20 protein-coding genes and 1 other RNA gene are annotated in these 26,990 nt (G+C 51.2%); 7 read left to right on the top strand and 14 right to left on the bottom strand.

Features of this window, described 5'->3' with window-relative positions; all coding sequences use genetic code 11:
- Positions 1-12 precede the first annotated feature (12 nt).
- Together ACO0LF_RS00295 and ACO0LF_RS00290 are read right to left on the bottom strand one after the other, a co-directional pair.
- Positions 13-1,212, bottom strand: a complete 1,200-nt coding sequence (locus ACO0LF_RS00295) for an NAD(P)/FAD-dependent oxidoreductase (RefSeq protein ID WP_423010845.1) — start codon at positions 1,210-1,212, stop codon at positions 13-15.
- Between the two features lie 80 nt (positions 1,213-1,292).
- On the bottom strand, positions 1,293-1,919 hold the full coding sequence (locus tag ACO0LF_RS00290) for a TetR family transcriptional regulator (protein ID WP_423012395.1): 627 nt from the start codon (positions 1,917-1,919) through the stop codon (positions 1,293-1,295).
- A gap of 425 nt (positions 1,920-2,344) precedes the next feature.
- On the opposite strand from ACO0LF_RS00290, the gene ACO0LF_RS00285 reads away from it, so the two are divergent.
- The 5 genes from ACO0LF_RS00285 to ACO0LF_RS00265 all read left to right on the top strand — a co-directional run bounded on the left by ACO0LF_RS00285 (position 2,345) and on the right by ACO0LF_RS00265 (position 9,556).
- Positions 2,345-3,004 carry an O-methyltransferase gene (locus ACO0LF_RS00285; protein ID WP_423010843.1) on the top strand — a complete coding sequence of 220 codons (660 nt, stop codon included), beginning with the start codon at positions 2,345-2,347 and terminating at the stop codon, positions 3,002-3,004.
- Positions 3,005-3,048: 44 nt separating this feature from the next.
- Positions 3,049-3,915, top strand: coding sequence for an SDR family oxidoreductase (locus ACO0LF_RS00280; RefSeq protein WP_423010841.1), 867 nt, complete (start codon positions 3,049-3,051; stop codon positions 3,913-3,915).
- Positions 3,916-4,181: 266 nt separating this feature from the next.
- On the top strand, positions 4,182-5,024 hold the full coding sequence (locus ACO0LF_RS00275) for a hypothetical protein (protein ID WP_423010839.1): 843 nt from the start codon (positions 4,182-4,184) through the stop codon (positions 5,022-5,024).
- Positions 5,021-6,757: a hypothetical protein gene (locus ACO0LF_RS00270; protein WP_423010837.1), complete on the top strand. Its 1,737-nt coding sequence runs from the start codon at positions 5,021-5,023 to the stop codon at positions 6,755-6,757. The genes ACO0LF_RS00275 and ACO0LF_RS00270 overlap by 4 nt, the downstream gene beginning before the upstream one ends.
- Positions 6,758-7,285: 528 nt before the next feature.
- Positions 7,286-9,556 (top strand): TonB-dependent receptor, encoded by a 2,271-nt coding sequence (locus ACO0LF_RS00265; RefSeq protein ID WP_423010835.1) that lies wholly within the window; start codon positions 7,286-7,288, stop codon positions 9,554-9,556.
- A gap of 7 nt (positions 9,557-9,563) precedes the next feature.
- On the opposite strand, the gene ACO0LF_RS00260 is transcribed toward ACO0LF_RS00265, so the two are convergent.
- From ACO0LF_RS00260 to ACO0LF_RS00220, 9 genes are all read right to left on the bottom strand, one after another.
- Positions 9,564-9,806: a hypothetical protein gene (locus ACO0LF_RS00260; protein WP_423010833.1), complete on the bottom strand. Its 243-nt coding sequence runs from the start codon at positions 9,804-9,806 to the stop codon at positions 9,564-9,566.
- Positions 9,807-10,243: 437 nt separating this feature from the next.
- The gene (locus ACO0LF_RS00255) at positions 10,244-10,780 is read right to left on the bottom strand and encodes a hypothetical protein (protein ID WP_423010831.1); all 537 of its coding nucleotides are present in this window, start codon (positions 10,778-10,780) and stop codon (positions 10,244-10,246) included.
- A 9-nt stretch (positions 10,781-10,789) separates the two neighbouring features.
- Complete coding sequence (gene ybiB / locus ACO0LF_RS00250; protein WP_423010829.1) at positions 10,790-11,791, bottom strand: DNA-binding protein YbiB; 1,002 nt, start codon at positions 11,789-11,791, stop codon at positions 10,790-10,792.
- Between the two features lie 2 nt (positions 11,792-11,793).
- Positions 11,794-12,249, bottom strand: coding sequence for an EVE domain-containing protein (locus ACO0LF_RS00245; protein ID WP_423010827.1), 456 nt, complete (start codon positions 12,247-12,249; stop codon positions 11,794-11,796).
- Positions 12,250-12,384: 135 nt separating this feature from the next.
- Positions 12,385-12,565, bottom strand: a non-coding RNA gene (gene ssrS, locus ACO0LF_RS00240) — 6S RNA.
- A 67-nt stretch (positions 12,566-12,632) separates the two neighbouring features.
- Positions 12,633-12,944: a cell division protein ZapA gene (locus ACO0LF_RS00235; protein WP_423012393.1), complete on the bottom strand. Its 312-nt coding sequence runs from the start codon at positions 12,942-12,944 to the stop codon at positions 12,633-12,635.
- A gap of 11 nt (positions 12,945-12,955) precedes the next feature.
- Positions 12,956-13,177 (bottom strand): DUF904 domain-containing protein, encoded by a 222-nt coding sequence (locus ACO0LF_RS00230; protein WP_423010825.1) that lies wholly within the window; start codon positions 13,175-13,177, stop codon positions 12,956-12,958.
- A gap of 58 nt (positions 13,178-13,235) precedes the next feature.
- On the bottom strand, positions 13,236-16,565 hold the full coding sequence (locus tag ACO0LF_RS00225) for a UvrD-helicase domain-containing protein (protein WP_423010823.1): 3,330 nt from the start codon (positions 16,563-16,565) through the stop codon (positions 13,236-13,238).
- On the bottom strand, positions 16,565-19,324 hold the full coding sequence (locus ACO0LF_RS00220) for a PD-(D/E)XK nuclease family protein (RefSeq protein WP_423010821.1): 2,760 nt from the start codon (positions 19,322-19,324) through the stop codon (positions 16,565-16,567). The genes ACO0LF_RS00225 and ACO0LF_RS00220 overlap by 1 nt, the downstream gene beginning before the upstream one ends.
- A gap of 276 nt (positions 19,325-19,600) precedes the next feature.
- Between ACO0LF_RS00220 and trxA the strand changes: the two genes are divergently transcribed.
- Together trxA and rho are read left to right on the top strand one after the other, a co-directional pair.
- Positions 19,601-19,927 carry a thioredoxin TrxA gene (trxA, locus tag ACO0LF_RS00215; protein WP_423010819.1) on the top strand — a complete coding sequence of 109 codons (327 nt, stop codon included), beginning with the start codon at positions 19,601-19,603 and terminating at the stop codon, positions 19,925-19,927.
- Between the two features lie 242 nt (positions 19,928-20,169).
- Positions 20,170-21,432, top strand: a complete 1,263-nt coding sequence (gene rho / locus ACO0LF_RS00210) for a transcription termination factor Rho (RefSeq protein WP_110257254.1) — start codon at positions 20,170-20,172, stop codon at positions 21,430-21,432.
- A 135-nt stretch (positions 21,433-21,567) separates the two neighbouring features.
- Here rho and ACO0LF_RS00205 read toward each other — a convergent pair whose 3' ends face one another.
- From ACO0LF_RS00205 to ACO0LF_RS00195, 3 genes are all read right to left on the bottom strand, one after another.
- Positions 21,568-22,152, bottom strand: coding sequence for a hypothetical protein (locus ACO0LF_RS00205; RefSeq protein WP_423010817.1), 585 nt, complete (start codon positions 22,150-22,152; stop codon positions 21,568-21,570).
- 215 nt (positions 22,153-22,367) lie between these two features.
- On the bottom strand, positions 22,368-23,810 hold the full coding sequence (locus tag ACO0LF_RS00200) for an efflux transporter outer membrane subunit (RefSeq protein ID WP_423010815.1): 1,443 nt from the start codon (positions 23,808-23,810) through the stop codon (positions 22,368-22,370).
- Positions 23,810-26,968 carry an efflux RND transporter permease subunit gene (locus tag ACO0LF_RS00195; RefSeq protein WP_423010813.1) on the bottom strand — a complete coding sequence of 1,053 codons (3,159 nt, stop codon included), beginning with the start codon at positions 26,966-26,968 and terminating at the stop codon, positions 23,810-23,812. Before ACO0LF_RS00195 ends, ACO0LF_RS00200 begins: the two co-directional genes overlap by 1 nt.
- Positions 26,969-26,990: the final 22 nt, after the last annotated feature.

Genomic DNA, 26,990 nt, shown 5'->3' with positions numbered 1-26,990 from the left:
ACAACGCAAATTTTAAATTGCCAGACCCGCTGCTGTGCCCGATGCCCAGGCCCACTGGAAATTATAGCCACCCAGCCAGCCCGTCACATCCACCGCTTCACCGATGAAATACAGGCCAGGCACTTTATTAGCCATCATGCTTTGCTGGGACAATTCACGGGTGTCAACACCACCGCGGGTAACCTCGGCCTTGCGGTAACCTTCAGAACCATTGGGTATCAATTCCCAGCGGTTCAATTTCTCTCCCAACAGACGCAAGCGCTTGTCCTGCATGTCCGCCACCCTGGCATCACCGGCAAAGCCGTGGGCCGTCAGCAAACCATCAACCAGACGTGCTGGCAGGTATTGCGATAAATGATTTGCCAGATTCTTTTTGATGGTGGATTTATTGCCCACCAGGTCTTCTGCCACATCCACTTCTGGCAAGAGGTTGATGCGTATGGCCTTGCCCGGCTCCCAAAAGCTGGATATCTGCAATACCGCCGGGCCAGACAAGCCGCGATGTGTGAACAACAAGTCTTCACGAAATACCGTGCGGGATTTTTTCTCACCTGTCTCTATATCCACTTCCAGCGAAATACCAGACAAGGGCACGAAAGGTTCCCAGGCTTTGGCATCAAAGGTCAAAGGCACAAGGGCCGGACGAGGCTCTATGATCTTCAGGCCAAATTGGCGCGCTACCTTATGGGCAAAGTCAGTCGCGCCGATTTTTGGGATGGACAAGCCACCACAGGCAATCACCACTTGCGCAGTGCGGATGACGCCTGCGCTGGTTTGCAGCAAGAAACCGCCCCGCTCCTGCTTTTGCACATCATCGACCTTGCAGCCCATGCGCCAATCAACCTTGCCGGCATCACACTCAGCCTTGAGCATACGGATGATGTCTTCAGCACTGTCATCACAAAACAATTGCCCTTTATGCTTTTCATGCCAGGCAATCTGGTAGCGCTTCATCAGCGACAGAAAATCTTGCGGTGTATAACGCGACAAGGCGCTTTTACAAAAATGCGGGTTCTCGGAAAGGAAATTATTCGGCCCGGCATGCAGGTTAGTGAAATTACATCGCCCACCACCTGAGATACGGATTTTTTCTGCCAGACGGGTGGCATGATCTATCAATACCACGCGCTTGCCACGCTGGCTTGCAACAGCAGCACACATCATCCCGGCTGCGCCTGCGCCTATCACGGCAAGATCAAATTGATTACTCATGGTATTTACTTTCGGTGCTTTCAAAAATTCAGGCGAGATTGTAGCTTATGGCAGGCAGAATTTGCCTGCCTGGTCCAATCTTACTGAATACCCTTGAGATAAGCGCAAAACATATCTGCCATGGCATCAGCATAGGTTTTGATCTCTGCCTGGGTATGGCGCGTCGCGGAAAAACTGCTGCCGACCGAACTCAGGGTCGTGGTAATCAAGTCGCCGGCAAGCGTGCGCGTGGCCACCGATGCCCTGGGCAATACTTCTTCCATGAACAGGTCGATAGTCTGGTCTGCTGAGGCCCGCACTTCCTGTGCCTCTGGCGCATCACGATAGAGCGGAGCCGCGTCACTAAGGGCCAGGCGTGTTTCAGCTTCCTCACATTCCGAGATAATGAAAGCGTGGACCAGCGTGCGCAAGCGATCCAGCGGCGGCTTGCTGATATCTTCCAGAATGTGCCGCAGCATGTCCGTGGTCTGTTGCCATTCGTCGGTTTGCAGCCGGAAAAGGATGGCAGCCTTATTTGGGAAGTACTGATAAACCGAACCTATGCTGACCCCGGCCCTCTCTGCCACTCTGGCTGTCGTAAAACGCGTCACACCTTCTTGCGCCAACACTTGAGCTGCAGCCTGCAGGATTGCCGTGACCAGCCCGGTTGAACGAACCTGCTGTGGTTGCTTGCGCGTGGAAACCTGGGGGCGACGACGGGTGGCCATAGTGAAATAAATAGTGGAAGCGAACAAGAAACAGCAAACTCATGCCGTTGTAATGCGATGAATTCGTCACATCTTAACCCAAGCTTGTTTATCCCTCAAACAATCCATCACTGCAACAATCATCACAACAATCATTGCAACGAAAACAATTTTTCGACCAAGCAAAACCTGAGCTTTTAACTGATGGAGTAGCTTTCAATACCTCAATAGCACCGCCCTGTCCGGGAAATTCTCATGGACAATCAATGGCTTAGCAAGCAGCGCAAGGCTGTACGAAAACGCGAAGCCCAATGCGATTAGTCAACGCGAATAATTATCCGTATCATTTTTCACCAATGCGACGAATTAGTCGCGTTTCATTTGTAGTCACTTGTCTGACAGGCGACGCCCCATTATTTGCACTCGAATTCGAACTGGATACACCCATGATCAATACATTGACCTCCACCCGGCTGGCATCCCTGCTTGAACGCCTGTTCAAGCAGGCAGCAGCCGCAAGCAGCCCGGCCATCGCCAGTATCTCGCGCGAAGAACGCGAGCGCCTGATGCATAGCAAGACCGAATACTTGGATTTTTATAGTTTGCTGAAAGATCTCTGGCTACCAGTTTCACGCGAGACTGGCGTACTGCTCTACATGCTGGCCCGTAGTAGCAATGCAAGCAATATCGTCGAATTCGGCACCTCCTTCGGCATTTCCACTTTGCATCTGGCTGCGGCACTGCGCGATAACGGCGGTGGCAACCTGATTAGCAGCGAGTTTGAACCATCCAAGGTAGCGCAGGCACGCAAGCATCTGGACGAAGGCGGCCTGGCTGACCTGGTCGAGATACGCGAAGGTGATGCGCTGCAGACCCTGGCAGTTGATCTTCCCACATCTGTCGACCTGTTGTTGCTCGATGGTGCCAAGGCACTCTATACCGACGTACTGAAGCTGGTCGAAAGCCGCTTGCGCCCAGGCGCACTGATCGTCGCTGACAACGCCGACTACAGTCCGGATTACCTGGCGCACATACGCGCCCCGGGTAGCGGTTATTTGTCTCTGCCATTTGGCGGGGATGTAGAAGTATCGATGTGGCTGGGCTGAATATAGACAGACCTCCACACAACATAACAATTAAGGAAAATAAAATGCACGTATTTGTCACAGGAGCCACCGGCTGGGTGGGCTCTGCAGTAGTTCAAGAACTGATAGACGCAGGTCACCTGGTGACCGGACTTGCCCGTACTGCCGAAAAAGCGGCAGCGCTCGCCGCCACGGGAGCGAAAGTCTTGCTCGCCACACTGGAAGATCTTGATGTCTTGCGCACAGCTGCCTATCAGGCGGATGCCGTCATCCACACAGCCTTCAATCATGATTTTTCAAAATTCTTAGCGAATTGCGAACAAGACCGTCAAGTCATCGAGGTGCTGGGAAGCGCCCTGGAAGGATCAAGCCGCCCGCTCATCGTGACCTCCGGTCTATTGGGAATGGCGCGTGGGGCAAGCGAACTGGACCTGCCCCATCCAGGCTCTCCACGCAAGTCCGAACCAAGTGCCAGGGCCTTGGCTGAACGCGGCATACGTGCGGCGACGGTGCGACTGGCACCGTCAGTCCACGGCCTTGGTGACTATGGTTTTGTACCACTCTTGATACGGCTGGCGAAGCAAACCGGTGTATCAGCCTATTTGGGTGAAGGTCAGAATTGCTGGGCTGGCGTGTACCGGCAAGATGCTGCGCGCGTCTACCGTCTCGCACTTGAGCAGGGTGTCACTGAATCGGCCTACCATGCCATTGCCGATGAGAGCATACCCTTTAAAACGATAGCCGAAATGATAGGCCGCCAGCTTGGCTTGCCAGTCGAATCGCGCGACGCTGAGCATTTTGGCTGGTTTGCCAAAATGGCCGGTGCGGACATGGCCGCCTCCAGCTTGCGAACCCGGGAGTTGCTGGGCTGGAAACCAGAAGGCCCTTCTTTGCTCACCGACCTTGATCAAGCAGACTACTACGCAGCTTGAATGCGTAGATAAGTCGACAACTGCTTCACAAGAGCTTGGCAACGCTGACATCAGTAGTTGCCAAGCTTTTTTGATTTATACGACTGCAACAATTTGAGGACAGGGTTAATTTAATACTCTCAGCATTTGTTTTCAATACTCAAAAATCAGACTAAATTGTAATTCGAGCGGGATTTCGAACAGAAAGAACATTACAATGAATTTCAATTTCTAATCAAAATTGAAAGCATTTATTTTCCATATTCAATCTTAAAAAGAAACTCTCCATGCGTCCTGCATACATCGTCAAATGTCTCATTTCCAGCTTGCTTGCAGCAAGCACTTTTAGCAGTTTTGCGGGAGTGATTACTTTAACACCCAACGCCCAGATTAACTCAGCATATGATTTCCAGAGTTTGACTTGCAGCGATCAATTATTGCCAAATCGTCTGGTCATCAGCGGTGGCGTCAGCGCAGAAAGCATACGCCCCAAGGATGGTAGCGATCAACTGGACAAGCAGATGGCAGCCATACGCACCTATGTCGAAAGCAAGGGCGGCAATTTGCTGGAAAAAGAAAAATTGAGAGCTGCGCGCAATCTGGAAAAGAGCAGTGATGTCCAGTCAAAATTTCCTTACATACAGGTACAGCGCATAGAGGCAGAATTCCCACTCACCGCAAATGCTGATGAAGCCATAGAAAAATTACTCAAGCTCGGCATGGACAGATATGGCAGGGATGCAGGCATTGATGCTTACAGTGGCAGGGATTATAAAAACCTGAGTTTCTACCGCATCGGCAAACAAGATGAAGTGCTGGCCGACATGGTGTCCCAATGCGTACGCAAGGAAGTACAAAAAATCTGCCCACAAGACAGTAAAAACCATTGCAAAGACAAGATCAATATCCAGACTGCGGTAATACAGACCGAGGCTTTCAGCAACCGTGATGGCTATAAAAATGCGCAACATATCTCCATCATAGAAAATGGCATACAACTACACCCGGAAGCAATAGAGTCTTTAGGCTCACTAGCCATACGCCTGCGCTTGATTGTCGGTATAGCAGTAGCACATGGCGCTACAATTGATGGCGATACCAGTGCCACAAACAAGAAGGCAAGCGAATGAGAAAAATTGCTATCGCCGCTACGACATTCTTGCTGGCATCGATCGCAAGCTATTCTACAATTGCGCATGCAAGAGATGTGGCCATGCAAAGCAGCCCGGCAAAAACAGATGCCTTGGATTACCCCAACGACAGACAAAACAATCAAGCTTTATCGATAGAAGCGCGTCTGTTTTACTCGACGCTGATCGGTCGCCCCTATGGCCTGGCAAGTGAAGATTTGTACTTTGCCAGGCTACCCAAAAATCTGTCTTATGCGGGCTTTAGCATTGCGGCGGCAGCCAGACAAGCACTGCGCATTCCTGACGGTGGCTTGATCAATAGCCGTGCCCGACTGGAAGAATTTTTGAGTAGCACTACCGGGCCATATGCGATACAAGATTTGCCCAAAGATATGCCCGCCGGTATGCGTGCCGATGATCTGGCGATGCTGCACATCTATGCATTGGTCATGTCTGACCAGACTGAGGCAACTGTGCAGTTACTGGAAAAATACCTGAGCAGCAAAAATGATTTTACCCGCCATTTCGTTATCATGGCTTTGCGCAGCATAGGCACAGCCCAGGCCCGCGAATTGATCAAAACCCGCAGCAAAGATAGCGCAGACAGCGTGATGGCACGTGATGCACTGGGCATGGTGGTTCCCAACTTCAGTGAACCAAGAATGTATGCTGCTGAAGTACCGGTCGCCCAGCGTTTTCGCGAGAACTTGCTGACCCAGGCAAAAACTGCCGGGACTACATCTATCCTGCCCACCTTTTTGCTGACTTTTGTAGGCGAGGATAGCAACCCTGCCCAACTGGCTGCAGAAAAAGACTTTTTGATGAATCTGTACAAGACTGCCGACAATGCCTTGTGGCGCAAATATATGTATGGCTATGCCGCCCTGGCATATCGTTTCAAGCTGCCCTATGAGCATTGGCTGGAAATGGCAAAAACTGATAGCGATCCTCACCGCCGTTCTTTTATTTTGCGCTCCATGGCCATGCAATATCCAGATCGCTTCCATAAGGAATCCCTGCCACTTTTTGAAAAAGAAAAAAATGGCGCAGTACAAGTGGAATTTTTTTCCCTGTATTCCAGCCTGATCACAGGCGAACAATCCTTTGGTCCCTATGACGCAATCTGGATGCCCAATCTGCGCTACCGTTTAAGCTATCCCTACCTCAAAGACACACGCAAAGCACGCTCAAACAAAGCCTTGTTTGCCTTTTGGGCACAGGGCCGCGTGCCGGAAGATACGCACTGGCCAGTATGGATGGCGGATCTGATGCATGCCGAAAATGAAAAGGATTTCATGCTGGGCTATCTGCAAATGAAAACCCATAGCACTTATTCTGCCTATGCCCTGAGGCAGGTAAAAAACCGTAATATGCTGCCTGTCATCAAATACCTCATCAAACATGAAGCCCAGGCGGACGTCAAAAAAGCCACTCAGGATGTTTACAATGAACTGCTGGGCAATGACAAGCAGGCGGACTGTTGCACTGATGAATCCTGCCTGCTTGAACTTGTGCGCATGAAGACACAGAACGAGATCAATCTCAGTAGCGAAGATGCGGCAAAAAAATACCTGGCACAACTGAGCAACAGAAAAATGTCTGTGGAATTTCTCGATGAGCTGCACAGGTCTGCAAGAATTAAAGGGGGCGGCAAACAAGGACAAGTGTGGGAGCACTGGCTAGGCTGCTGGCGCCCGGTTGGTGGCCAGATAGCAAATCCTAAGCCGGAGTAAAACCCAAGCTGAAATGCCAATTTTTCAGCGGAAAACATAATGTGTTTGGGCGTTAGTAAATACTAAAAAACTAGCATAAGCATCTCAGGCGTTTTCAACAAAGCTGGTCATATAATTAAGGTCTTTCATACCAGTATTTTTTTCAAAATCCTGCCTTGCCATGAAAATTTTCATGGCAAGCCTGGCCCGCACAAAGACCACTTGAGAGCACCAGACTTTTTATTGCCCCATTTTTAAGCACAAAATGAAACATGTTCGCGGTAAAAAAATAATACCCAACAGCAAGAATGTTGTTTGAAATTCGCAACATTTTCGCAGCAAAAACCGCATTTCCTTATTTGGATTTAAGTAGTTCTTGACTTGTCTGCTGGCAAGAGAGATAACAGATTCGCCGCCACGCAAACGATTACGCAAACGATTGCGGTGGCAACCGTAGCGAAATCCCTGATTTCAACACGCCCCAATTCAGGGATGGTGCAGATGCACCATTTCAGAACACCATTGTTTAACTCAACTTGGGAACTTACCATGCGCAAAACCATTTCTCAGCAATTGCATAAGGGAGTCAGTCTGAGCGTGATCGCTCTGGCCGTCACTGCTGCCTTCCCCCTGCAATCTGCCTGGGCTCAGGATGCCAAACCTGCAGCCAAAAATGACGGCACACAATTGGAAACTGTCATCGTTACAGCTAACCGCCGTGCAGAAAACATCAAGGAAGTACCGATGTCCATTTCAGCCATCAAAGGCGAAGCACTCGATACTTACAATGCCAGTGGTCAGGATATTCGCTTCCTGGCAGCACGCGTACCTAGTTTGAATGTGGAATCCGACTTTGGTCGTTCCTTCCCACGTTTCTATATCCGCGGCCTGGGCAATACCGATTTCGATTTGAATGCATCCCAACCAGTTGGCCTGGTCTACGATGACGTCGTGCAAGAAAGCCCTATGCTGAAAGGCTTCCCGGTCTTTGACGTAGACCAGGTAGAAATCCTGCGCGGCCCACAAGGCACACTGTTCGGTCGCAACTCTCCAGCAGGTGTTTTGAAGTTTGACTCTACCAAGCCTACCCGTCGCCTGGAAGGTTATGCCAACCTCGGTTTTGGTAATGACAAGGCCATCAACCTGGAAGGCGCGATCAACGTGCCTTTGAACCAGGACTGGGCCATGCGCTTCTCTGGTCAGTCCCAGTCACGTGATGACCGAGTGACCAACCCACGTCCTACTGGTGAGAAAAATCTCGAAGGTTACCGTGACAATGCAGCACGTCTGCAATTCTCATATAAAAACGGTGATTTCAGCGCCCTGGTGAATTTGCACGGTCGTGACATGTCGGGCAACGCTACCCTGTTCCGCGCCAATATCATACAAAAAGGCACGAATGAGATCGTCCCAGGCTTTAACTATTCCAACTATCCTACTGATGGTTTGAATACACAAACCCTGCAATCCTCTGGTGGCAGCCTGCGCTTGCGCTGGGATTTGCCAGGCATGAGCCTGCACTCCATCACAGCCTATGACAAGGCAAAATTCTATAGCCGCGCCGACGTTGATGGCGGCTATGGTGCGTCCTTCGTGCCAACTATGGGCCCAGGCTTTATCCCTTTCCCTGCTGAAACAGCCGACGGATTGCCTCGCCTGAGGCAGATCACGCAAGAGTTGCGCGTTGAATCCAATACCAAAGACGCCTTGCAATGGATAGGTGGCTTGTACTACTTCAGCGAAGACTTGCAAGTTGACAGTTTTGACTACAATTCCCTGGCACCAGGTAATCCGCAAGATGGTTACGCTGTACAACATCAAAATGCCAAATCCTGGGCAGCCTTCGGTACTTTGAACTATGCAGTTACAGAGCAGTTCAAACTGCGCGGCGGTATCCGTTATACCAGCGACAAAAAAGACTTTGATGCGCAACGTACCTGGACACCAGGCACGGCATTTGGTACGCCAGGTACGCCAGTACTCAGGGCCAATCCATCTGCCACCAATATCAGCTGGGATTTAGGCGCGAACTACACACTGGATAAAGCAACATCCGTATTCGCCCGTATCGCAACTGGTTATCGCGCACCTAGTATCCAGGGTCGCGTACTGTTCGGTGACAGCATCTCGGTTGCCAATTCAGAAAAAAATCTGTCTTTCGAAGCTGGTATCAAAAAAGATATTCTGGATAACACCGCACGTATCAGCGCAACTGTATTCCAGTACACAGCCAAAGACTTGCAGTTAACCGCAGGTAGCGGTGGCGTCAATCAGAATAAACTGGTGAATGCAGACAAAGCCGTAGGCCAGGGCTTTGAAATGGATTTGCAAGCCAACCTGAGCCGCAACTGGAAAACCACACTGGGCGTCAGCTATAACGATACCGAAATCAGAGATGGCAAACTGTTCGTCGCACCTTGCGGCAATGGCTGTACTGTCACCAACCCGGCAGGCCCGGTTGCCGGCACCGTCCTGATCGGTGGCAACCCACTGCCACGCGCACCTAAATGGGTAGGCAACTTCTCGCTGCGTTATTCCACACAAATCGGCGAAGGCACGCTGTATGCCAATACCGACTGGTCTTACAAAGACACTTACAACATGTTCTTGTATGAAGCCAAGGAATACAAAGCCAAGTCCCTGCTCGAAGGTGGCTTGCGTGTGGGCTATATGTGGGCTGACGGCAAATATGAACTGGCTGCTTATGGTCGCAACATCACCAACAAGCAACAAGTCATCGCCGCTATCGACTTCAACAACCTGACAGGTATCCTGAACGAACCACGCAGCTATGGCGTGCAATTCAAGGCTAACTTCTGATCGTTTGTTAAGCTAATAAAAACGCCGGAGTGATCCGGCGTTTTTTTATGGGTGACGTGTTTGAGGGATGATCGAAAGTACCTTGGGATATGACTGGCCGTCGTACTGGTTTGGGTTTGGGTTTGGGTTTGGGTTTGGGTTTGGGTTTGGGTTTGGGTTTGGGTTTGGGTTTGGGTTTGGGTTTGGGTTTGACGTTGATGTTGATGTTGATGTTGATGTTGATGTTGATGTTGACTTTAGCAGTTCCCATGTGTCGACGCCGTTTGTGCAGTACAAGAAATGGAAAAAGAAGAGCCGATGTTTGAGCCGCAGGCGAGTTTCTGATCTTCCCATTTTTTGTACTGCACAAACGGGAACCCCGTAGGGGCGGCGATGCCTGGGTCGCCTTTTTGGCACAACTTTTTGGCGAAGCAAAAAGGTGTGTAGCTGCCGGTCTACCACCGGCCTGCAATCTAAAATTACGTGTGCAGGTATTTAAAAATCAGATACGCAAAACAATTCGAATCTGAAATTAATGTATCTGACAGAATGTCACGAACGCCACTGGATTCCTGCCAAAAGCATGCAGGAATGACGTTAATAATATTGTCCCGGATTTATGGGTTACTTAATTCTGTGAAGTATGCAAGATGATGGATTACATTTTCTAAGCTCAATTTCACCAAGCACAACACAATAAACCCCAGACTACTCCCGCATCCACCTCAACATATGAGGAAACGCTGGCTTACCCTCTTTCTCAGCCCGCACCGGCCCCAAACTCAAACCCGCCCATTCCAGAAATGGCAGACCTATAAAATTACCCGATTCAAAAGTCTCGACCAACCAGTTGGCATCGTCTTTATACCCATTAGCATGAAATACAAAATCCAGCGGTAAATCGAGTTCTCTGGCCACAGCAAGTGACCATAGAATGGCAGCAATTTCTTCACCCTGTGGTGGCCAGTCCTTATCCTGTTGATCACTGCCTATAAGCGCACGATTCGCCGATGGCGTCACTGCCAGATGCCCGGCCTCATGCACCATGTCGCCGGGATATTTGAGTTTGCCGTAATCGACATATATACAGCCAGGCCCGAGATCAAGACCAGGCAAGAACGTCACATGTGCCAGTTCACGTTCAATGACCGTGATGCCGATACTGTCCAGGAAACGCAATACCTTATGCAAACGCGGGTCATCACGCACATCAGGATTGATTTCTGCCAGATCGGTTTCCATCATGGAATAGCCTTAGGCTCGTTGCCGCAAGCGCCGGGCGATGCTGGCGCAATGCTCAACTTGTACTGCAATATTTTCAGGTATGGCAATATCACCAGCCAGTACGGACCTGATCCAGGCAGCGGTCGTGGCAGCATCTATGCTATCGGGGACAACAGGCACTTCCGCCAAAGGTTCTTGCTGCGCTGGAACCAGGGTAATGCCCTGTCCTGCATGGAACCAGTCTATCTGCTGGGCCCGGCCAGTACTGGCGACAGCCTCTCCTTCAGTGCCACGCATGAGGAAGATATCTCCGGCTTCAGCAGGTGCGCAGCGGGTAAAATAGTCTTGCAGCATCAACAGATATTCTGGGTGGGTATAAGAACTCAGACGCAAGGCAGGCACGGCAAAAGGTTGCAAGAGCTTGACCAGGGTATGGGTGGAATTGCGCACCCCCAGAATACGACGCAGGCTCAGCAAATGTGCCATTGCAGGCGATAAGGCATCTATAGGTATAAAGGCTGGCTGCTGTTGCTGCATTTGCGCCAGCACTTGCTCTGCCGTGTTCACCAGTGGCAAACCCAGGGCCTGGAATATCTCTGCCGTAGCAACACGCCCCGCATCTGTGCGTACACCATGTACCAGCACGGGTATACCACGTCTTGCCAATAGCAAGGCCAGCAAGGGCGTCAGATTGGCTTTTTTGCGAGCACCGTTATAAGTGGGGATGACTACTGGCGCATATGGGCCATCCACTGGCACTTGCAATGGCAAAAGATAAGGCTGGGCTGCCTGCATAAAACCAGCAATTTCTTCTATGGATTCACCCTTGATACGCATGGACAGCAAGATGCCGCCCAGCTCCAGGTCTGACACTCGTCCTGCCAGCATGGCTGTATACAGTGTCGCCGCATCGGCCTGCGTCATGCTGCGCGCGCCGTCTTTGCCGCGCCCTATTTCCTTGATGAATTTGGCTGCTGCCAGAGGCTCAGTCGAGTCTGTCGCAGAATTTGCAGTGAATGGAGTAAATTTCAAACCTATTCCTTCAGCAATTTTTGGATAAAGCGCCACTCATCTGGTTTCACTGGCGTGATGGACAGGCGGCTACCTTTTTGCAATACCGTCATATCCGCCAGCTCAGGATAAGTTCTGAGTTCTGCCAGGCTCAGCAAGCGGGTTTTGCGCTTGGCCTGGACATCCACCATCATCCAGCGTGGAGTTTCCTGCGTCGCCTTGGGGTCAAAGTATTTGCTGTCTTTTTCAAACTGGGTATGATCAGGATAAGGTGTACTTACCACTTCGGCCAGGCCAGCGATGCCGGGCTCAGCGCAACTGGAATGGTAAAACAAGACACCATCGCCGACCTTCATGCCATCGCGCATGAAATTACGTGCCTGGTAATTGCGTACGCCAAACCAGGGTATGCTGGGCAAGGCCAGGACGTCATCAATGCTGATTTCATCCGGCTCAGACTTCATCAACCAATAGGCCATGTTGAACACCTGCAAAGTCAAAAAGAAATTGTCGCACATTTATCTAGCGACGACACAAACACATGAGAACGATAAACATCATGGATTGATCATCCATAAAAAAACGGCTGTCATAAAAATGACAGCCGTTCAGAATAAGTCCCCACCGATGCCGCTATGCCGGCATCCTGAACCTGAGCGGTTCAAGTTGGCCACGGTCAATTCAATTTCGGGTTCATCGGACTAGCGACGCTCACACCTATCGAATAATGTTCCACGGCCTATGCACTAAAATGGTTCAAGGAATATATGACATTGGCGAACACGGCAGGGATCTAAAGTGTACCTCGAAATGCCCAGTGTTCGCCAGCTATTTTGATTAAATTAAATAATAAGATTGCAGATCAAAATAGTTTTTCTTGTGGCGTCAAGGCTTGATCCATAGTGTCATGCATATCCTGGATTTTTTGCTTGACTTCTGCCAGTGACAGACCAGACAAAGGGCCCTCTGGAGATTTGGTTGCGAGCAACTCTGTCGTCATACTCAGCGCAGCCATGACCGCGATCCTGTCAGTGCCCTTGACTTTGGCTGCATCACGTATGGCCGACATCTTGCCATCAAGATAGGCTGCCGCCTCACGCAAGGCGCGGTCTTCACCTTCTTTGCAACTAAGCTTATAACTTTGGCCCATGATATTGACATCGACCTGTATCACTTTTGCTTCGCTCATGCGGCTTCCTTGTCATTCAATACTTCTGCAGGCAATTGGGCCAACAGGGAGGAAACACGATCATGGGCTTGCTGCATACGCTGTTGCAGGTCTGTATTTTTCGTCATCATGGACGTTACATCGTTACGTAATCTGGCATTTTCACTACGCAGGCTATGTGCCAGCACGGAAAGCTGCGTCACTTTTTCAGCTAGCAATTCGAATTCGGAAATCATCATGTCTCAGTGTTTAAGGGGATATGCAACTCAGTCATTAATTATACGAGTAAATTTTCTCTCAGAGCAGGTCTATCAGGCTGCCATTGCTCAAAATAAGTGCAGCATGGACAGTTTTATCAGAAAACACCTGATTTAGAGCGTCCACATAAGTGAGTAACTGCTGACGATAGCCCGCTTCCTGATGAGGTAACAGCTGACGCTTGTAGTCCAATATCCAGACTTCATGCGAAAAAACCACAACCCTGTCCAGGCGGAATAATTTTTGATCCACCAGCACATCCATTTCATTGCGCGCATATATATAGGCGGCAGGGTCATAGAATTTTTGCATTGCAGAATTACTGAATATACACTCAGCTTGCGTGCGTATGGCCGCAGCGACAGTGCTGGAACAGGGCAGCCAGGCAGCGATGGTTTCTGCATCCGGGACGGTGACAGGCCAGATCTTTGCGTTATTGCTCAAACGCTCCATCAAGGTGTGCAGGGCTATACCTTCTATTTGCTCAGCGCTGCTTTCTTCCACGACGGGCTGCTCAACAGGCATGGCTGGCGGCTCGAACACTGCCAGGCTGAATTCCTGGCTTTGCTCTGCTCCTGGCGCAAAGCTGGCAGCAAGCGACAATTTTTCTTCTACATGATCCAGATAGCCATACCAGCTGGGGGCAGGCTGTTTTTTTGCACTCTGTACACCGCTAAGTATCAATACCTGCTTGGCACGGGTGATGGCAACATATAAGAGATTCCAGTTTTCTTGTGTGGCCTGGGCTTCTTCCTGTGCAAAAAAACGATCACGCGCCGCACCGCGCTGGTCTTTCTTGCCAAAGACAGAAAAATGTCGTTCTTCCCCGGCTTGCAAAGGCCACTGACACAGCACACCTATCCGGTCTTTCATCGATTCACTATGATTGGCATCGAGCATGACGACGATCTTTGCTTCCAGCCCCTTGGCACTATGAATGGTAAGGATACGCACAGCATCCGCCGCGCTATCGACCGCAGATTCGTCAGGCGCATCACTGTCGCCGCCGCGGCGCAAGGCACTCAGGGCAGCGATGAACTTTGGCAGGCTGGGGTAACGCCCGGCATCAAGATTTAACGCCAGTTCAGTAAAACTATGGATATTGCCCATGACCTGACTACGCTGTGCGACTGAAGAGATTTGCGCATAGCGTTGCAAGACCTCGCCCTGATGCAGGATGCGGTCCAGCAAATCATGCACGGGTAAATAATAAGATGCCTCCATCCATTGCTGCAACAAGCTGGCGGCACGTTGCAAAACAGGGTAAGAATCATCCTGCTTCGAAGCCAAGGCCAGGGCTTGCAGGCGCTTCCACCACGTAGCTTCATCGCGCATGGCCAGCGCAATCAAGTCCTCATCACTGGCTGCCATGATGGGCGATTTCAAGACATGTGCCAGCGCACGGTTGTCACCCGGCGTCATCAGGAAATTTAATAATGCGATCAAGTCCAGCACTTCCAATGCATCCAGCAAGCCGCCGCGACGGCTGGAGACAAAGGGGATACCGGCCTCGCGCAAGGCTTTTTCATAGGCAGACAAATGGGTGCGGCGCTTGACCAGCAACATCACATCACTCCAGTGCCAGCTATCTGCGCCCTGCGCGGCACGTATGCCCAGCAAGGCTTGCGCGACTTGCTTGCCCTCCTCATAGCGCTGCTGGTTTTCTGCTTCTTCCAGCGGTGTCGTCAGTGAATTGCGCAGGGGGAAGCGTGAAGGTGCAACTTCTTCCTCACTAATCTCTTCAGTATCACTTGGCGCAGTCATGCCTATCAATGGCAAACGCCAGACCGCGCCCTCTGCATCAGATGCTGTCGTCTGCGCATGAAACAGCGGATTGCCATGCATGCTGACATTGAGCACATCAACAATCGCGGGTGCATTCCTGCGTGTCTGGTTGGTACGTAAAACCCGTGCTCCCTGCGCTGCCAGCATATTTTGTGCGGCAGTAAACACTCTCGGTTCAGCACGGCGGAAACGATAAATAGATTGCTTTGGGTCGCCCACCACAAACACGCTGGGCTTGGCACCATCATCCCCATAGGCTTCCAGCCAGGCTTGCACTATGCCCCATTGCAGGGGATTGGTATCCTGGAATTCATCCAGCAAAATATGCTTGTAACGCGCATCAAGGCGGCTATGCAGGTAGGCTGCATATTCTTCATTACTCAACAGTCGATATGCCTGCCATTCCAGGTCAGCAAAATCAAATACGCGCTGGTCAGCTTTGAGGCTTTGATAGCATTCCAGATATGCCGTACCAACAGAGAACAGGGCTTCATTGACTTGCATGACCATTTTTTCTGCACTGCGTTTTTGCAGTTGATTCAGCGCCTGTACTATCGCTTCACATTCATCTTCAAAGGCATTGATCTGATCCAGGCCCAGGTGTTTTTCTATGGACGCAACCAAGGCCTTGACCTTGACATTATGCGAGCGGATATTACCCTGGCCATTGATGAAGCCATCGCAAATCATGGCAAAGGCATCCAGGCTGGGGCCATCTGTCAGACCCTGCTCTATCTTGCTGGCATTGGTCTGGTTATTTTTCGAACCCTGTCCCAATACCAGAGCCATATGGGCAATGCGCTGGTATAGCTGGGCATCGTCCCAGATGCTGAGGCGCGCATCCTGATACAGGTCTGCGCCGCATAAATCACGCAACCAGTCCAATGGGCCACCAAGTTCAATTTGCTGGTTGCTGGCCCACCATTCTGCCCGCTTGTCGAGAAAAGCTTCCAGCATTTCGCGGGCATTGAAGTCACCAATTTCCTGATACAAAAATAGCAGTGCCTCTTTGATCTCTGCATGCTCTTCCTGCGCCAGCATTTGCATGAGCTGGCCATAGGCTTCGCGCTGTATATCGCCACTGGCCTCGACTAGCGTAAAGCCATGTGGCACGCCAGATGCCAGCGGTGCCAGTTGTATCAGGCGGCCAAACCAGCTATGGAAGGTATCCAGTGATAGCGACTGCGGGCTGGACAAGACTTTTTCATACAAGCCGCGTGCCAGCGGTATGACATTCTGCAAATCAGCCTCGGCTATGCCACGCTCAGTCAGCAATTGCCGCACATGGGCAATGTCTGCCAGTGCCAGTTCATGCAGCAAATCCATGAGGCGCTCACGCATTTCCTGCGCAGCTTTGCGGGTAAAGGTAATCGCCAGTAATTCTGCCGGTTCTGCCCCGGCCAGCAAGAGGCGCAACATGCGCGACACCAGCAACCAGGTCTTGCCACTACCAGCGCAAGCCTCGACGACGACACTATGACGCGGGTCACAGGCAGTTGCCGTAAAGTGGGCATGGCTGACAGCCTGGCCATTGACTTCATAAGCCTGGGAGTATTGTTGTGAATATTGTAGGGACTCGCTCATCACCATGCCCCCTTGCGGCAGAGCCCACGCATTTCACAATACTGGCAATTTGCTTCTACACCATGGGCTGGCAAGCTTGCGCCTTTCTGTATAGATGACATGCTGGTTTTAATCGCCAAGGCCAGCTCTGATACCCAGCGTTCAAAATCGTCAGCAGCTACATCGCCAGCCTTGCCCTGGCTGAGTTCCAGCGCCACATAATTGCCTGAACTGACAGGCAAATCCGTCAGCAAGCCATAAAATGGCAATTGATGATCTTCACCTTCCTTCAGCCTTCGGCGCAGGTCTATCAGGTTTTTAGTCTTGTAATCGAGTACTGCCACTTCACCATTCATATTTCTGTCTATGCGGTCTATGCGGCCTTTCAGCATGATCTGGCCACCCTGCCATTCCAGCGTCTTTTCATTCTTGATTTCACCCATGTCAAACTGCCAGCCAGCTTCTTCATGTGCCTGCATCCAGGCGACATAGGCGGGGATGACTTTATCCCAGCGCACGCTATAAGCTAGGGCCGCCGGGCTTTTTTGCAAGACATCGGCAAAAAAATCAGCGGATATGCTGCGCAAGAGAGCTTCTTTATCTACCCCCGGCTGCGTGACTTGCGCTAGCTTCAATTCTTCATGGTAACGCTTGAGTATGGCATGCAGCCAGTCGCCATAGTCGCGCTTTTCCGGCATGTCTGACAGCTCATCCAGGGCACTCAAGCCCAGCATGCGGCCGGCAAAAAACTGATAAGGGCACACCACCAGACTGGTATATGCACTGGCAGATAAAGTTGCTGGCAACAGCGCCGCCGCAGAGGGCGTGGGCATATGCGGGCTGCTGGCTTGCAGGGTTCTGGCTGGCAAATCCAGGGGATGGCTATCCAGCACGCCCTGCTGGGTACGCTCCAGTGTCAAACCCAGTTGTTCCAGCCAGGGACTGACGGGATTATGTTCACCATTCAGGCTACCCTGCCAGGATAAAACAATGTCGGTGTTGCTCAGCAATAGCTCAGCAAAGTCGCGTAATTGCTGCTGCTGGCGCGACTCGCGGGTTTCCAGCCCACATTCGCGTCTGACGGCATTTGCAAAAAATAAAATCTCACTGGCCTGGGATGGCAGGTGGGAAGCATCTGCCCCCACCAGTAACACTGCATCAAAGGGACGCAGGCGTGCGCCATTCAGCGGCAACATGACGACACGCTTGTCGGTATGTGCAAACACAAATGCCGTGCTCTCCAGTTGCAGATTCATCAGGGCACGCCATTCAGCAAAGGTGAATGGGGTTTTCAAATCCTGGCAGGCAAGCTGCAATTTCTGTAGCAGTTGTATGATTTGCGCGCCAGCCGGGTCTGCCTGGAAGGCATTGAACATGGAGAGGTCAAAGAACACTTGCAGGCTCAGCGCACTCCATTCCGACAAACTGCGCCTGCCTGTGAAATTGCCCGCCTGCCGGGACATGGACCTGATCCAGCGGCTGGCTGGCCCTGTATCCTTCCCCCCATCCAGCGCTGCCAGGACGGATTCCCAACCGCCCAGCACATTGGCACGGCGCAAGACCAGTTCTATGCGCATGACCAGGTCGGCCTTGGCGGCAATGGCATCCTGCTCAGGCTCAGGATTATCAGTATCTTTCCACTGCAGATAAGGTGATTTCAAGAAATCCAGCAAGGCCATGGTATCGGCCCGTGTGGTCACCACTTCCAGCCAGGCGGCGATGGCTGCCGCAGCGCGGGTGGTCGACAGCTTCCAGCCGGTTTCATCAGCCACCATGATTTGCGCACGTTCCAGCAAGGCACGTATGCGGCGGGATACCACACGGTCTTGCGCCACCACGGCCACACTTTGCTTGCCAGCCTGCAGCCAGTTGATGATGGTTTGTGCACCCTGCACTGCCTCATCTTCCAGCGAAGTGGCGCGACACAGACGTATGTGGGATGTCTCTACATACTCAGTCAGCGCTTGCTGATGCTGGCTGCCGGTATCATGCAAACCCGGCCAGGCATGGTAATAAGGCTGCGGCAAGGTATGGGCGCGCCAGTCCAGGCTGATTTGCAATACACTTTGCTTTTTGCCCCAGGCTTGCAAAAATGCGTTTTCCAAGGGATTGGGCAAGGTAGGGGCTATCCACAACAAAGGCTCGCTGGCCTGAGCGGCAATTTGCAGCAACTGGGCATAGCGTTTTACTTGCGGATCATTGCCATCGAGCTGGCTTTGCCAGACTGACCATACCAGCTGCGTTTCTTCTGACAATAAGGCTTGTGCAGGCGCGGGCAGTTGCGCCAGCGCCGCTTGCCAGTCTTTTTCCAGCTTGCCCTTATCCTTGCCTACGGTGGGCAATAAGACCGCAGTCAGCTCATCGGACAGCGTCAATAGCGTTTGCGCCAGTGGCAATAAATCAGTATTGCGACGCGCACCGAATAATTTCTTTAACCAGGGATGCTGGCGTAATTCAGCATACAGGCCCATCAATCTTTCACTGGCATCGCCTCCCGTATTACCTTGCAGTGCAGCATCCGGTGCCTGCATTTCCAGCAAGGCAAACAGGGTTTGTATGCGCGGCGGGATGAAATTGCCTTGCAAGACTGTGCCCATAGCCCTTAACAAGAGATGGGCATGCTGATAAGTAGGTACGATAACTCGCACCGCAGAAAAATCCCGTTCTTGCTGACGTCCCCAGCCCTGCTCCCTGGCTGCACGCAAAAAAGTCTGTGCAGCCTGTTGCCAGAAGAGTGGGCCAGGGGGTATCAATAGGGGAACAGGGGGATTATGTAGCATGGAGAAAGTGGTGGTTTTACCTGAAGTGCAAGTATACTATGCGACTGCCCAGGCATTTTGGCGGCAAGCATGACACTTTTCTAAAAAATAGGTTATTATCTACCGCATAGCTAACCACGCCTGACTCATTTTGCTTTAGTCACGGTGCAGCACTATTCAACACCATTGAATTCGTGACTATCACCCCCAGATTCAAATCAGAATGCGGCGCTGTCCAAAATACCGACATTCAGTGGCGCTGTTACCCCTTAATTTTTCCCTCTCGTTGAGGATTCCATGAGCGAAAACATCAAATATGTAAGCGATGCTTCATTCGAAGCAGACGTATTGAAATCTGACGTACCAGTATTGGTCGATTTTTGGGCTGAATGGTGTGGCCCTTGCAAAATGATTGCCCCCATACTGGAAGAAGTTGCTAAAGAATACAATGGCAAGATCCTCGTCGCCAAAATGGACGTCGATGCCAACCAGGCAATTCCAGCCAAATTTGGTATCCGCGGCATTCCTACCTTGATCCTGTTCAAAAATGGTAATGTAGCCGCACAAAAAGTAGGTGCATTGGCAAAAGGCCAATTAACCTCTTTCATTGACAGTAATATTTAAGGTATTATTGCGGTCTGAAGCTTTAAAGCTGCAAACAACAACATTGTTTGCAGCTTTAAATCAAGAGACAGGCTGCCTGAAGTGACGGTATATTGATCCCGTCAAGCAAGGCAGGCATTCAGACCAGTATTGAATAATATTAATTAAAACGAAAACCAAGACAGAAATTCTTTCTATCCTGTTTAATCCGTAGTTCCTCTGCTCACTCCCCCACCCCATAATCCCATCCCGGGACACCCACCATGCATCTATCTGAACTAAAGGCCTTACACGTATCCGCATTATTGGAAATGGCCATAGGACTCGATATCGATAACGCTGCGCGTATGCGCAAGCAGGAATTGATGTTCGCGATCCTCAAAAAACGTGCAAAATCAGGCGAACAAATTTTTGGCGATGGCGCCCTTGAAGTCTTGCCTGACGGCTTTGGCTTCCTGCGCTCGCCAGATGCCAGTTACATGGCCTCGACTGATGATATCTATATTTCTCCTTCGCAAATCCGCCGTTTCAATCTGCATACTGGCGATTCCATCGAAGGCGAAGTGCGCACACCAAAAGACGGTGAGCGCTATTTTGCATTGGTGAAGGTGGACAAGGTCAATGGCGAATCGCCAGAAGCCTCCAAGCACCGCATCCTGTTTGAAAATCTGACGCCGCTGCACCCGAACAAGGTATTGACCCTGGAACGTGAGATGCGCGGCGAAGAAAATACCACGGGCCGCATCATCGACATGATCGCGCCTATCGGTCGTGGCCAGCGTGGTTTGCTGGTAGCATCCCCAAAATCCGGTAAATCCGTCATGCTGCAACATGTGGCACACGCGATTACGACCAATCACCCTGACGTGACCCTCATCGTTTTGCTGATCGACGAACGTCCGGAAGAAGTGACCGAGATGCAGCGCTCGGTACGCGGTGAAGTGGTGGCATCGACTTTCGATGAACCAGCTACCCGTCACGTACAAGTTGCTGAAATGGTGCTGGAAAAAGCCAAGCGCCTGGTCGAAATGAAAAAAGACGTGGTCATCCTGCTGGATTCCATCACCCGTCTGGCACGCGCTTACAATACCGTCATCCCTGCTTCTGGCAAGGTCTTGACTGGTGGTGTGGATGCAAATGCCCTGCAACGTCCAAAACGCTTCTTCGGTGCAGCACGTAATGTAGAAGAAGGCGGTTCCCTGACCATCATCGCGACAGCCCTGATCGAAACCGGCAGCCGCATGGATGATGTGATCTATGAAGAATTCAAAGGCACAGGCAATATGGAAGTTCATCTCGAACGCCGCCTTGCTGAAAAACGCGTCTACCCAGCCATCAATCTCAACAAATCCGGCACCCGTCGTGAAGAATTGCTGATCAAGCCGGATCAGTTGCAGAAGATCTGGATCTTGCGCAAATTGCTGTATAGTATGGACGAAATCGAAGCGATGGAGTTCATCCTCGACAAGATGAAAGCCACGAAAAACAACGCAGAGTTCTTTGAAATGATGCGCAGAGGCGGATAAGTTTTCCGACCTGTTTTCAGGCTTGAGAGCCGTCACTTTTGTGGCGGCTTTTTTATTGCCTCAGGCCTCGGCAGGGACAAGAAAAAACTGGCCTTCCTAAGAAGACCAGCTGTTTTACACTGCCCGTTTTACAAATTACCCGCGCACTTGATCATCCGTTTTTTCTTTGTGGATTTTCTTGGACTGATGGTTTTCTGCATGCTGGATATTGTGCTGCTCAGCTGCGCCTATATGGCCATTTTTGGCAGCATTCGCTTCTTTATGATCGACTTTTGCCTGACCTTTTTCCAGCTTTGCCACTTCATGATTGGTCAGCTCACCTGACTTGACACCATTTTCTATACGCTGTTGCTGGTTCACGTTTCTTTGTACGTCGGCCTGCATGCGCTTATTGGACACTGAATTGGGATTGCCTAATTGCGCATCATGCTTTTCAGCATAGATATCCGCACTGGCTTTATTCTGCATACTATTGATTTTGTTTTTTTCTTGCTGGTTCAGCTTACCATCTTTCAAGGCCTTGTGTTCTTCATGCGCTATGGCCGCTTGCTCACGCTCCAGTTTGCCTGCTTCCTTAGTCGTCAACTGCCCTGATTTCAAACCATTTTCTATACGTGTCTGCTGATTGACGTCACGCTGTACATCGCTGCTGACACTTTGTGCAAATACGGAACCTGTCAGCAAACCTGCCAATAACAAAGGGATAAATTTCGTTTTCATGATGATGTCCTTATAAAGTGTTGAGGTAATTTTCATGTCAGTCACGAGCCTATAACGAAGCAATGAAAACGTAGGATGACAGGAAAGCTGTAAGTGAGCGTAACAAGCGTAAGTAGCAAAATGTAACGCCTTGAAAAATCGCAAATAAAAAAAGCAGCGGGCCAGTCTTGCGACTGGCCCGCTGCTTTACTTCTTTTACGTTACTGCATCATGCCTTACTTGTTGGCCAAAACCTCAGGCTTGTTCCAGCCACCGCCTACGGCCTTGTAGATACTGACCACGGCAGACAATTGCGCGCGCTTGCTGTCTATCAGGCTGGCTTGTGCCTGGAACAGGTCACGTTGTGCATTCAAGACTTCCAGATAGCTGCTGTAGCCATTCTTGTAGCGCAAATCTGCCAGACGCAAGGAGTCTTTCAAGGCAGTTACCCTGCGCTCGGAAGCTGCATTGACTTGCTCATTGGCAGCCGTATTGTTCAAGGCATCATGCACATCGCGGAAAGCGCCCTGCACTGCCTGCACATATTGCGCCAAAGCCTGGTTCTTGCGCGCTTCAGCACCTTGTACTACGGCCGCAATTGCACCGGCGCGGAATACTGGTTGCGCCAGGCTGCTGCCCAGGCTCCACAATAAGGAAGCCGGATTCAGCAAATCCTGGAATACACGGGATTCATAACCAGCCGTCGTCGTCAATTTAACACTGGGAAAATATTGCGACTTGGCCTGGCCAATATCAGCATTGGCAGCGACCAGTGCCTGCTCGGCCGACAAGATATCCGGGCGGCGATTCAGCAAATCAGACGGCAAATCTGCTGGCATGCTCAGTTGCTGATGCAGGCTGTCTATCTCATTGCCACGCGCAATTACAGGTTGCGCAATGGCACTTGCTGAACGGCCCAGCAAGACTGCCAGTGTCGATTCTATATTCGACAAAGCCTGTTTGGCCTGGGCATAGCTGATTTCAGAAGCTGCAGCTTCAGATTCAGCCACGTGGAAATCAAGCTCGCTGGTTGCACCTGCGGTAAACCGGCGCTTTTGCAGGCGCAGGTTTTCCTGGCGGGTTTTCAGTGTCGAATCTGCCAGAGCCAATTGGGCATCGGCAGCACGCATGGCGAAATAAGTTTGTGCAACATTCGCATACAGGCTGCTTTGCACCAGACCACGGCTGGCTTCCTGCGCCAGCAGACGGGCGCGGGCTGCTTCATCCGCACGCGCCAGCTTGCCCCAGAAATCAACTTCATAGGAAGCTGTCAGGCTCAGTTGAAAGTCTTTGCCATAAGGACTGGCCCCAGTCCCCAGCTTGCCAGCATTTTCGCTGGTGCGGGTGCGGGTTGCTCCCAGGTTAGCGTCGACACTGGGGAAGCGATTTGAATTGGCACCAACTGCAACAGCACGTGCTTCTTCTATACGGGCAGCAGCCAGGACCAGGTCCTGATTATTTTTTGCTGCTTCATCCAGCAAACCATCCAGCACCGGGTCTTGAAAGCTTTTCCACCAGGCAGCATAGTCAACCGCGACCTGCTTGTTTTGTGTGGCGATAATACCCAGGCTGACCGGCGTTTCCAGCGCAGGGCGCTGGTAATCAGGCCCCACCGAAGCGCAGCCTGCCAGCACCATGCTGGCGACCAGCGTTGTTAATATAAATTTTGTTCCAGACATTATTTTTCCTTCACATCTGTATGGGCTGCATTGTTCAAGACGTGGACAGGGTGCTCAAAATCTTGCTCTGTGGTTTTCAAGCGTTTGTCATTGATCAGCTTGAAGAACAAAGGCACGAAGAAGATCGCCAGGAAAGTCGCTGCCAGCATACCGCCCAATACACCCGTACCCAGGGATTGACGTGCCGCAGCACCTGCACCGTGCGAGAAAGCCAGTGGTACCACACCGAGGATAAAGGCCAGCGATGTCATCAGAATAGGACGGAAACGCAAGCGTGCTGCTTCCAGCGCCGCAGCCACTGGAGCATAACCTTCATGCACTTTCATGACCGCGAATTCCACAATCAAAATCGCATTTTTCGCCGACAGCCCCAACAAGGTCACCAGACCGATCTGGAAGTAGACGTCATTATTGAAATGACGCAAATAAACCGCCAGCAAGGCACCAAAGATACCGAAAGGCATGGCCAGCAAGACCGAGAATGGCAGAGACCATTTTTCATACTGGGCAGCCAGGATCAGGAAAATCATCAAGACACCAGCACCCAGGGCCAGACCAGCCGCGTTGCTGCTACGTTTTTCCTGGAAGGATGCACCACCCCAGTCATAGACTACATCAGCAGGCAAGACTTTTTTCGCGGCTCTTTCCATCGCTGCAATTGCCTGACCAGAACTGAAGCCTGGCTTGGCATCACCCAGCAATTTGATCGAAGGCAAGGCATTGAAACGTTGTACAGAATCAGGACCAGTAATGAACTTGATGGTCGTGAAAGCACGCACAGGTATCATCTGACCCGTGGCAGAACGCACATACATGCTGCCTATGTCATCTGGCTTGGCGCGGTACTGGCCTTCTGCCTGCAACTGCACGGTATAGATACGGCCATTCTTGTTGAAGTCATTGACGTAGTAACTACCCATGGTCGCAGCCAGAGTGTTATACACGTCAGACAAGGCCACACCCATGGAGCGTGCTTTTTCATTGTCCACATCGACATACAATTGTGGTGAATTGGCTTGCCACAAGGTTTTAACACCTGCCAGTTCAGGCTGTTTGTTGGCTTCAGCAATCAGCAATGGCAACAGTTGCGCCAGACGCTTGACGCCGCCTTCACCCGCATTTTGCAAATAGAACTCAAAACCACCTGTCTGACCCAGACCCTGAATTGCAGGCGGGGCAAAGAACAAAGGCAGACCTTCCTTGATACGGCCGGTTTTCATATAGCTTTCGCCCACCATCTGCTGAGCAGACTGGGTGCGTTCTTCCCAAGGTTTCAAAGGGAAGAACATGGTTGCGGCAGAAGATTTCAAACCGCCACCACCGAGAAAATCCAGACCAACCAAGGCAAAGGTAGTATCGATATTCTTGTTGGTTTTCATGATGGATTCAACTTCACGCACCATCGCATCAGTACGGTCCAGTGAAGCACCATCCGGCATGATCGCCGCACCAATGAAATAACCCTGATCTTCATCCGGCACCAAACCACCAGGCACGTTTTTCCACAACAAGCCAGTCAGGGCAACCATACCCAGCACCAGTGCAATACCCAGTACCGCACGCTTCATGAAGAAGGTCACGCCATTGGTGTAACGCTTGGTCAAACGCAGGAAAGCTGCATTAAACCAGGTGAAAAAACGGTTATGATTTTCTGAACCCGGCTTGAGCAGGATGGCGCACAAAGCTGGTGTCAAAGTCAGAGCAACGATACCGGACAAGACCACAGCGATAGAAATCGTGACTGAGAACTGACGATACAATTCACCCGCCAGACCACCGAGGAAAGCGATAGGGCCAAAGGCAGCAACCAATACCAGCACAATCGCGATAACCGGGCCAGTCACTTCATGCATGGCTTCAATCGCCGCATCTTTTGGTGTCATGCCTTCTTCGTTGATCAGACGCTCAACGTTTTCCAGCACCACGATCGCATCATCCACCACGATACCAATCGCCAGCACCATACCGAACAAGGTCAGCGTGTTGATGCTGTAACCCAGCAAATGCAGACCAGCCATGGTACCAATCAGAGATACCGGTACAGCCAGTGTAGGGATGATAGTCGCGCGCCAGCTTTGCAGGAACAGATACACCACGATGAACACCAGCACCATCGCTTCGCCCAGGGTTTTCAACACTTCGGCAATCGACTCGGTGACGAAAGGTGTCGTGTCATACGGCGTGGCGTATTCCATACCTTCAGGGAACTTGGCTTTCAAGTCCTTCAGGGTTTGTTCTACTGCCTTACGGGTTTCCAGCGCATTTGCACCAGTCTGCAAGAACACACCGATGTTGGCAGATGGGTGACCATTGACGCGACCATACAGGTTGTAATCCTTGGAACCCAGCTCTACCCTTGCCACATCACTGATACGAACGGCAGAACCACCCTTGGCAGACTTGATGATGATATTGGCAAACTCAGACGGTTCCAGCAAGCGGCCCTTGGCCGTGACTGTCATCGTCAACTCTTCGGTGTTGTTTGGCGGCGCACCCACTTTACCTGCTGCGTACTGCGCATTCTGTTCAGTAATCGCGGTCGAGATATCGGCAACCGTCACACCCAGTTGTGCCATGCGGTCAGGACGCATCCAGATACGCATTGCATAATCCTTGGCACCGAAAATCTGGATATTGGTGGTACCTGGTACGCGCTTCAATGCATCCAGCACATTCTGGGTTGCATAGTTGGACAAATACAGCGCGTCATAGCGATTGTCAGGCGAAAACAGCGCAGCAACGACCAGGAAGTTGGACGAGCTTTTTGAAACTGTCACACCCTGACGGCGTACTTCCTGAGGCAACTTGGCATCTGCCTGACGCACACGGTTATTGACGTTCACCGCCGCGATATCAAGATTGGTACCAACCTCAAAAGTGACGTTGATCGATACACGACCGTCAGCAGAAGAAACAGAATCCATATACAGCATGTGTTCCACGCCATTGATCTGTTCTTCGATAGGGCCGGCAACTGTACGCTCAACCACCTCGGCAGACGCACCTGGGTAGACCGCAGTCACATTCACTACCGGCGGAGAAATCTCCGGGTAGCGCGAAATCGGCAGGACGCGCAATGCGGCCAGACCGGCCAGCACGATGATCAGCGACAAGACAGTCGCGAAGATCGGCCGGTTAATAAAGAATTTTGAGAACATGAATTATTCCTTGTAGCCTTTA

The organism is Undibacterium sp. Di27W, assembly GCF_049340345.1.
Lineage (GTDB): Bacteria > Pseudomonadota > Gammaproteobacteria > Burkholderiales > Burkholderiaceae_D > Undibacterium.
The sequence above is the reverse complement of the archived record's forward strand: the minus strand, read 5'-3'. Positions and strand labels throughout refer to the sequence as shown.

What these genes read in the sequence shown, in the direction of transcription:
- ACO0LF_RS00295 (WP_423010845.1), bottom strand. Translation starts at nt 1,212, where the DNA reads ATGAGTAATCAATTTGATCTTGCCGTGATAGGCGCAGGCGCAGCCGGG.
- ACO0LF_RS00290 (WP_423012395.1), bottom strand. Translation starts at nt 1,919, where the DNA reads ATGGCCACCCGTCGTCGCCCCCAGGTTTCCACGCGCAAGCAACCACAG.
- ACO0LF_RS00285 (WP_423010843.1), top strand. Translation starts at nt 2,345, where the DNA reads ATGATCAATACATTGACCTCCACCCGGCTGGCATCCCTGCTTGAACGC.
- ACO0LF_RS00280 (WP_423010841.1), top strand. Translation starts at nt 3,049, where the DNA reads ATGCACGTATTTGTCACAGGAGCCACCGGCTGGGTGGGCTCTGCAGTA.
- ACO0LF_RS00275 (WP_423010839.1), top strand. Translation starts at nt 4,182, where the DNA reads ATGCGTCCTGCATACATCGTCAAATGTCTCATTTCCAGCTTGCTTGCA.
- ACO0LF_RS00270 (WP_423010837.1), top strand. Translation starts at nt 5,021, where the DNA reads ATGAGAAAAATTGCTATCGCCGCTACGACATTCTTGCTGGCATCGATC.
- ACO0LF_RS00265 (WP_423010835.1), top strand. Translation starts at nt 7,286, where the DNA reads ATGCGCAAAACCATTTCTCAGCAATTGCATAAGGGAGTCAGTCTGAGC.
- ACO0LF_RS00260 (WP_423010833.1), bottom strand. Translation starts at nt 9,806, where the DNA reads ATGGGAACTGCTAAAGTCAACATCAACATCAACATCAACATCAACATC.
- ACO0LF_RS00255 (WP_423010831.1), bottom strand. Translation starts at nt 10,780, where the DNA reads ATGATGGAAACCGATCTGGCAGAAATCAATCCTGATGTGCGTGATGAC.
- ACO0LF_RS00245 (WP_423010827.1), bottom strand. Translation starts at nt 12,249, where the DNA reads ATGGCCTATTGGTTGATGAAGTCTGAGCCGGATGAAATCAGCATTGAT.
- ACO0LF_RS00230 (WP_423010825.1), bottom strand. Translation starts at nt 13,177, where the DNA reads ATGATGATTTCCGAATTCGAATTGCTAGCTGAAAAAGTGACGCAGCTT.
- ACO0LF_RS00225 (WP_423010823.1), bottom strand. Translation starts at nt 16,565, where the DNA reads ATGAGCGAGTCCCTACAATATTCACAACAATACTCCCAGGCTTATGAA.
- ACO0LF_RS00220 (WP_423010821.1), bottom strand. Translation starts at nt 19,324, where the DNA reads ATGCTACATAATCCCCCTGTTCCCCTATTGATACCCCCTGGCCCACTC.
- trxA (WP_423010819.1), top strand. Translation starts at nt 19,601, where the DNA reads ATGAGCGAAAACATCAAATATGTAAGCGATGCTTCATTCGAAGCAGAC.
- rho (WP_110257254.1), top strand. Translation starts at nt 20,170, where the DNA reads ATGCATCTATCTGAACTAAAGGCCTTACACGTATCCGCATTATTGGAA.
- ACO0LF_RS00205 (WP_423010817.1), bottom strand. Translation starts at nt 22,152, where the DNA reads ATGAAAACGAAATTTATCCCTTTGTTATTGGCAGGTTTGCTGACAGGT.
- ACO0LF_RS00200 (WP_423010815.1), bottom strand. Translation starts at nt 23,810, where the DNA reads ATGTCTGGAACAAAATTTATATTAACAACGCTGGTCGCCAGCATGGTG.
- ACO0LF_RS00195 (WP_423010813.1), bottom strand. Translation starts at nt 26,968, where the DNA reads ATGTTCTCAAAATTCTTTATTAACCGGCCGATCTTCGCGACTGTCTTG.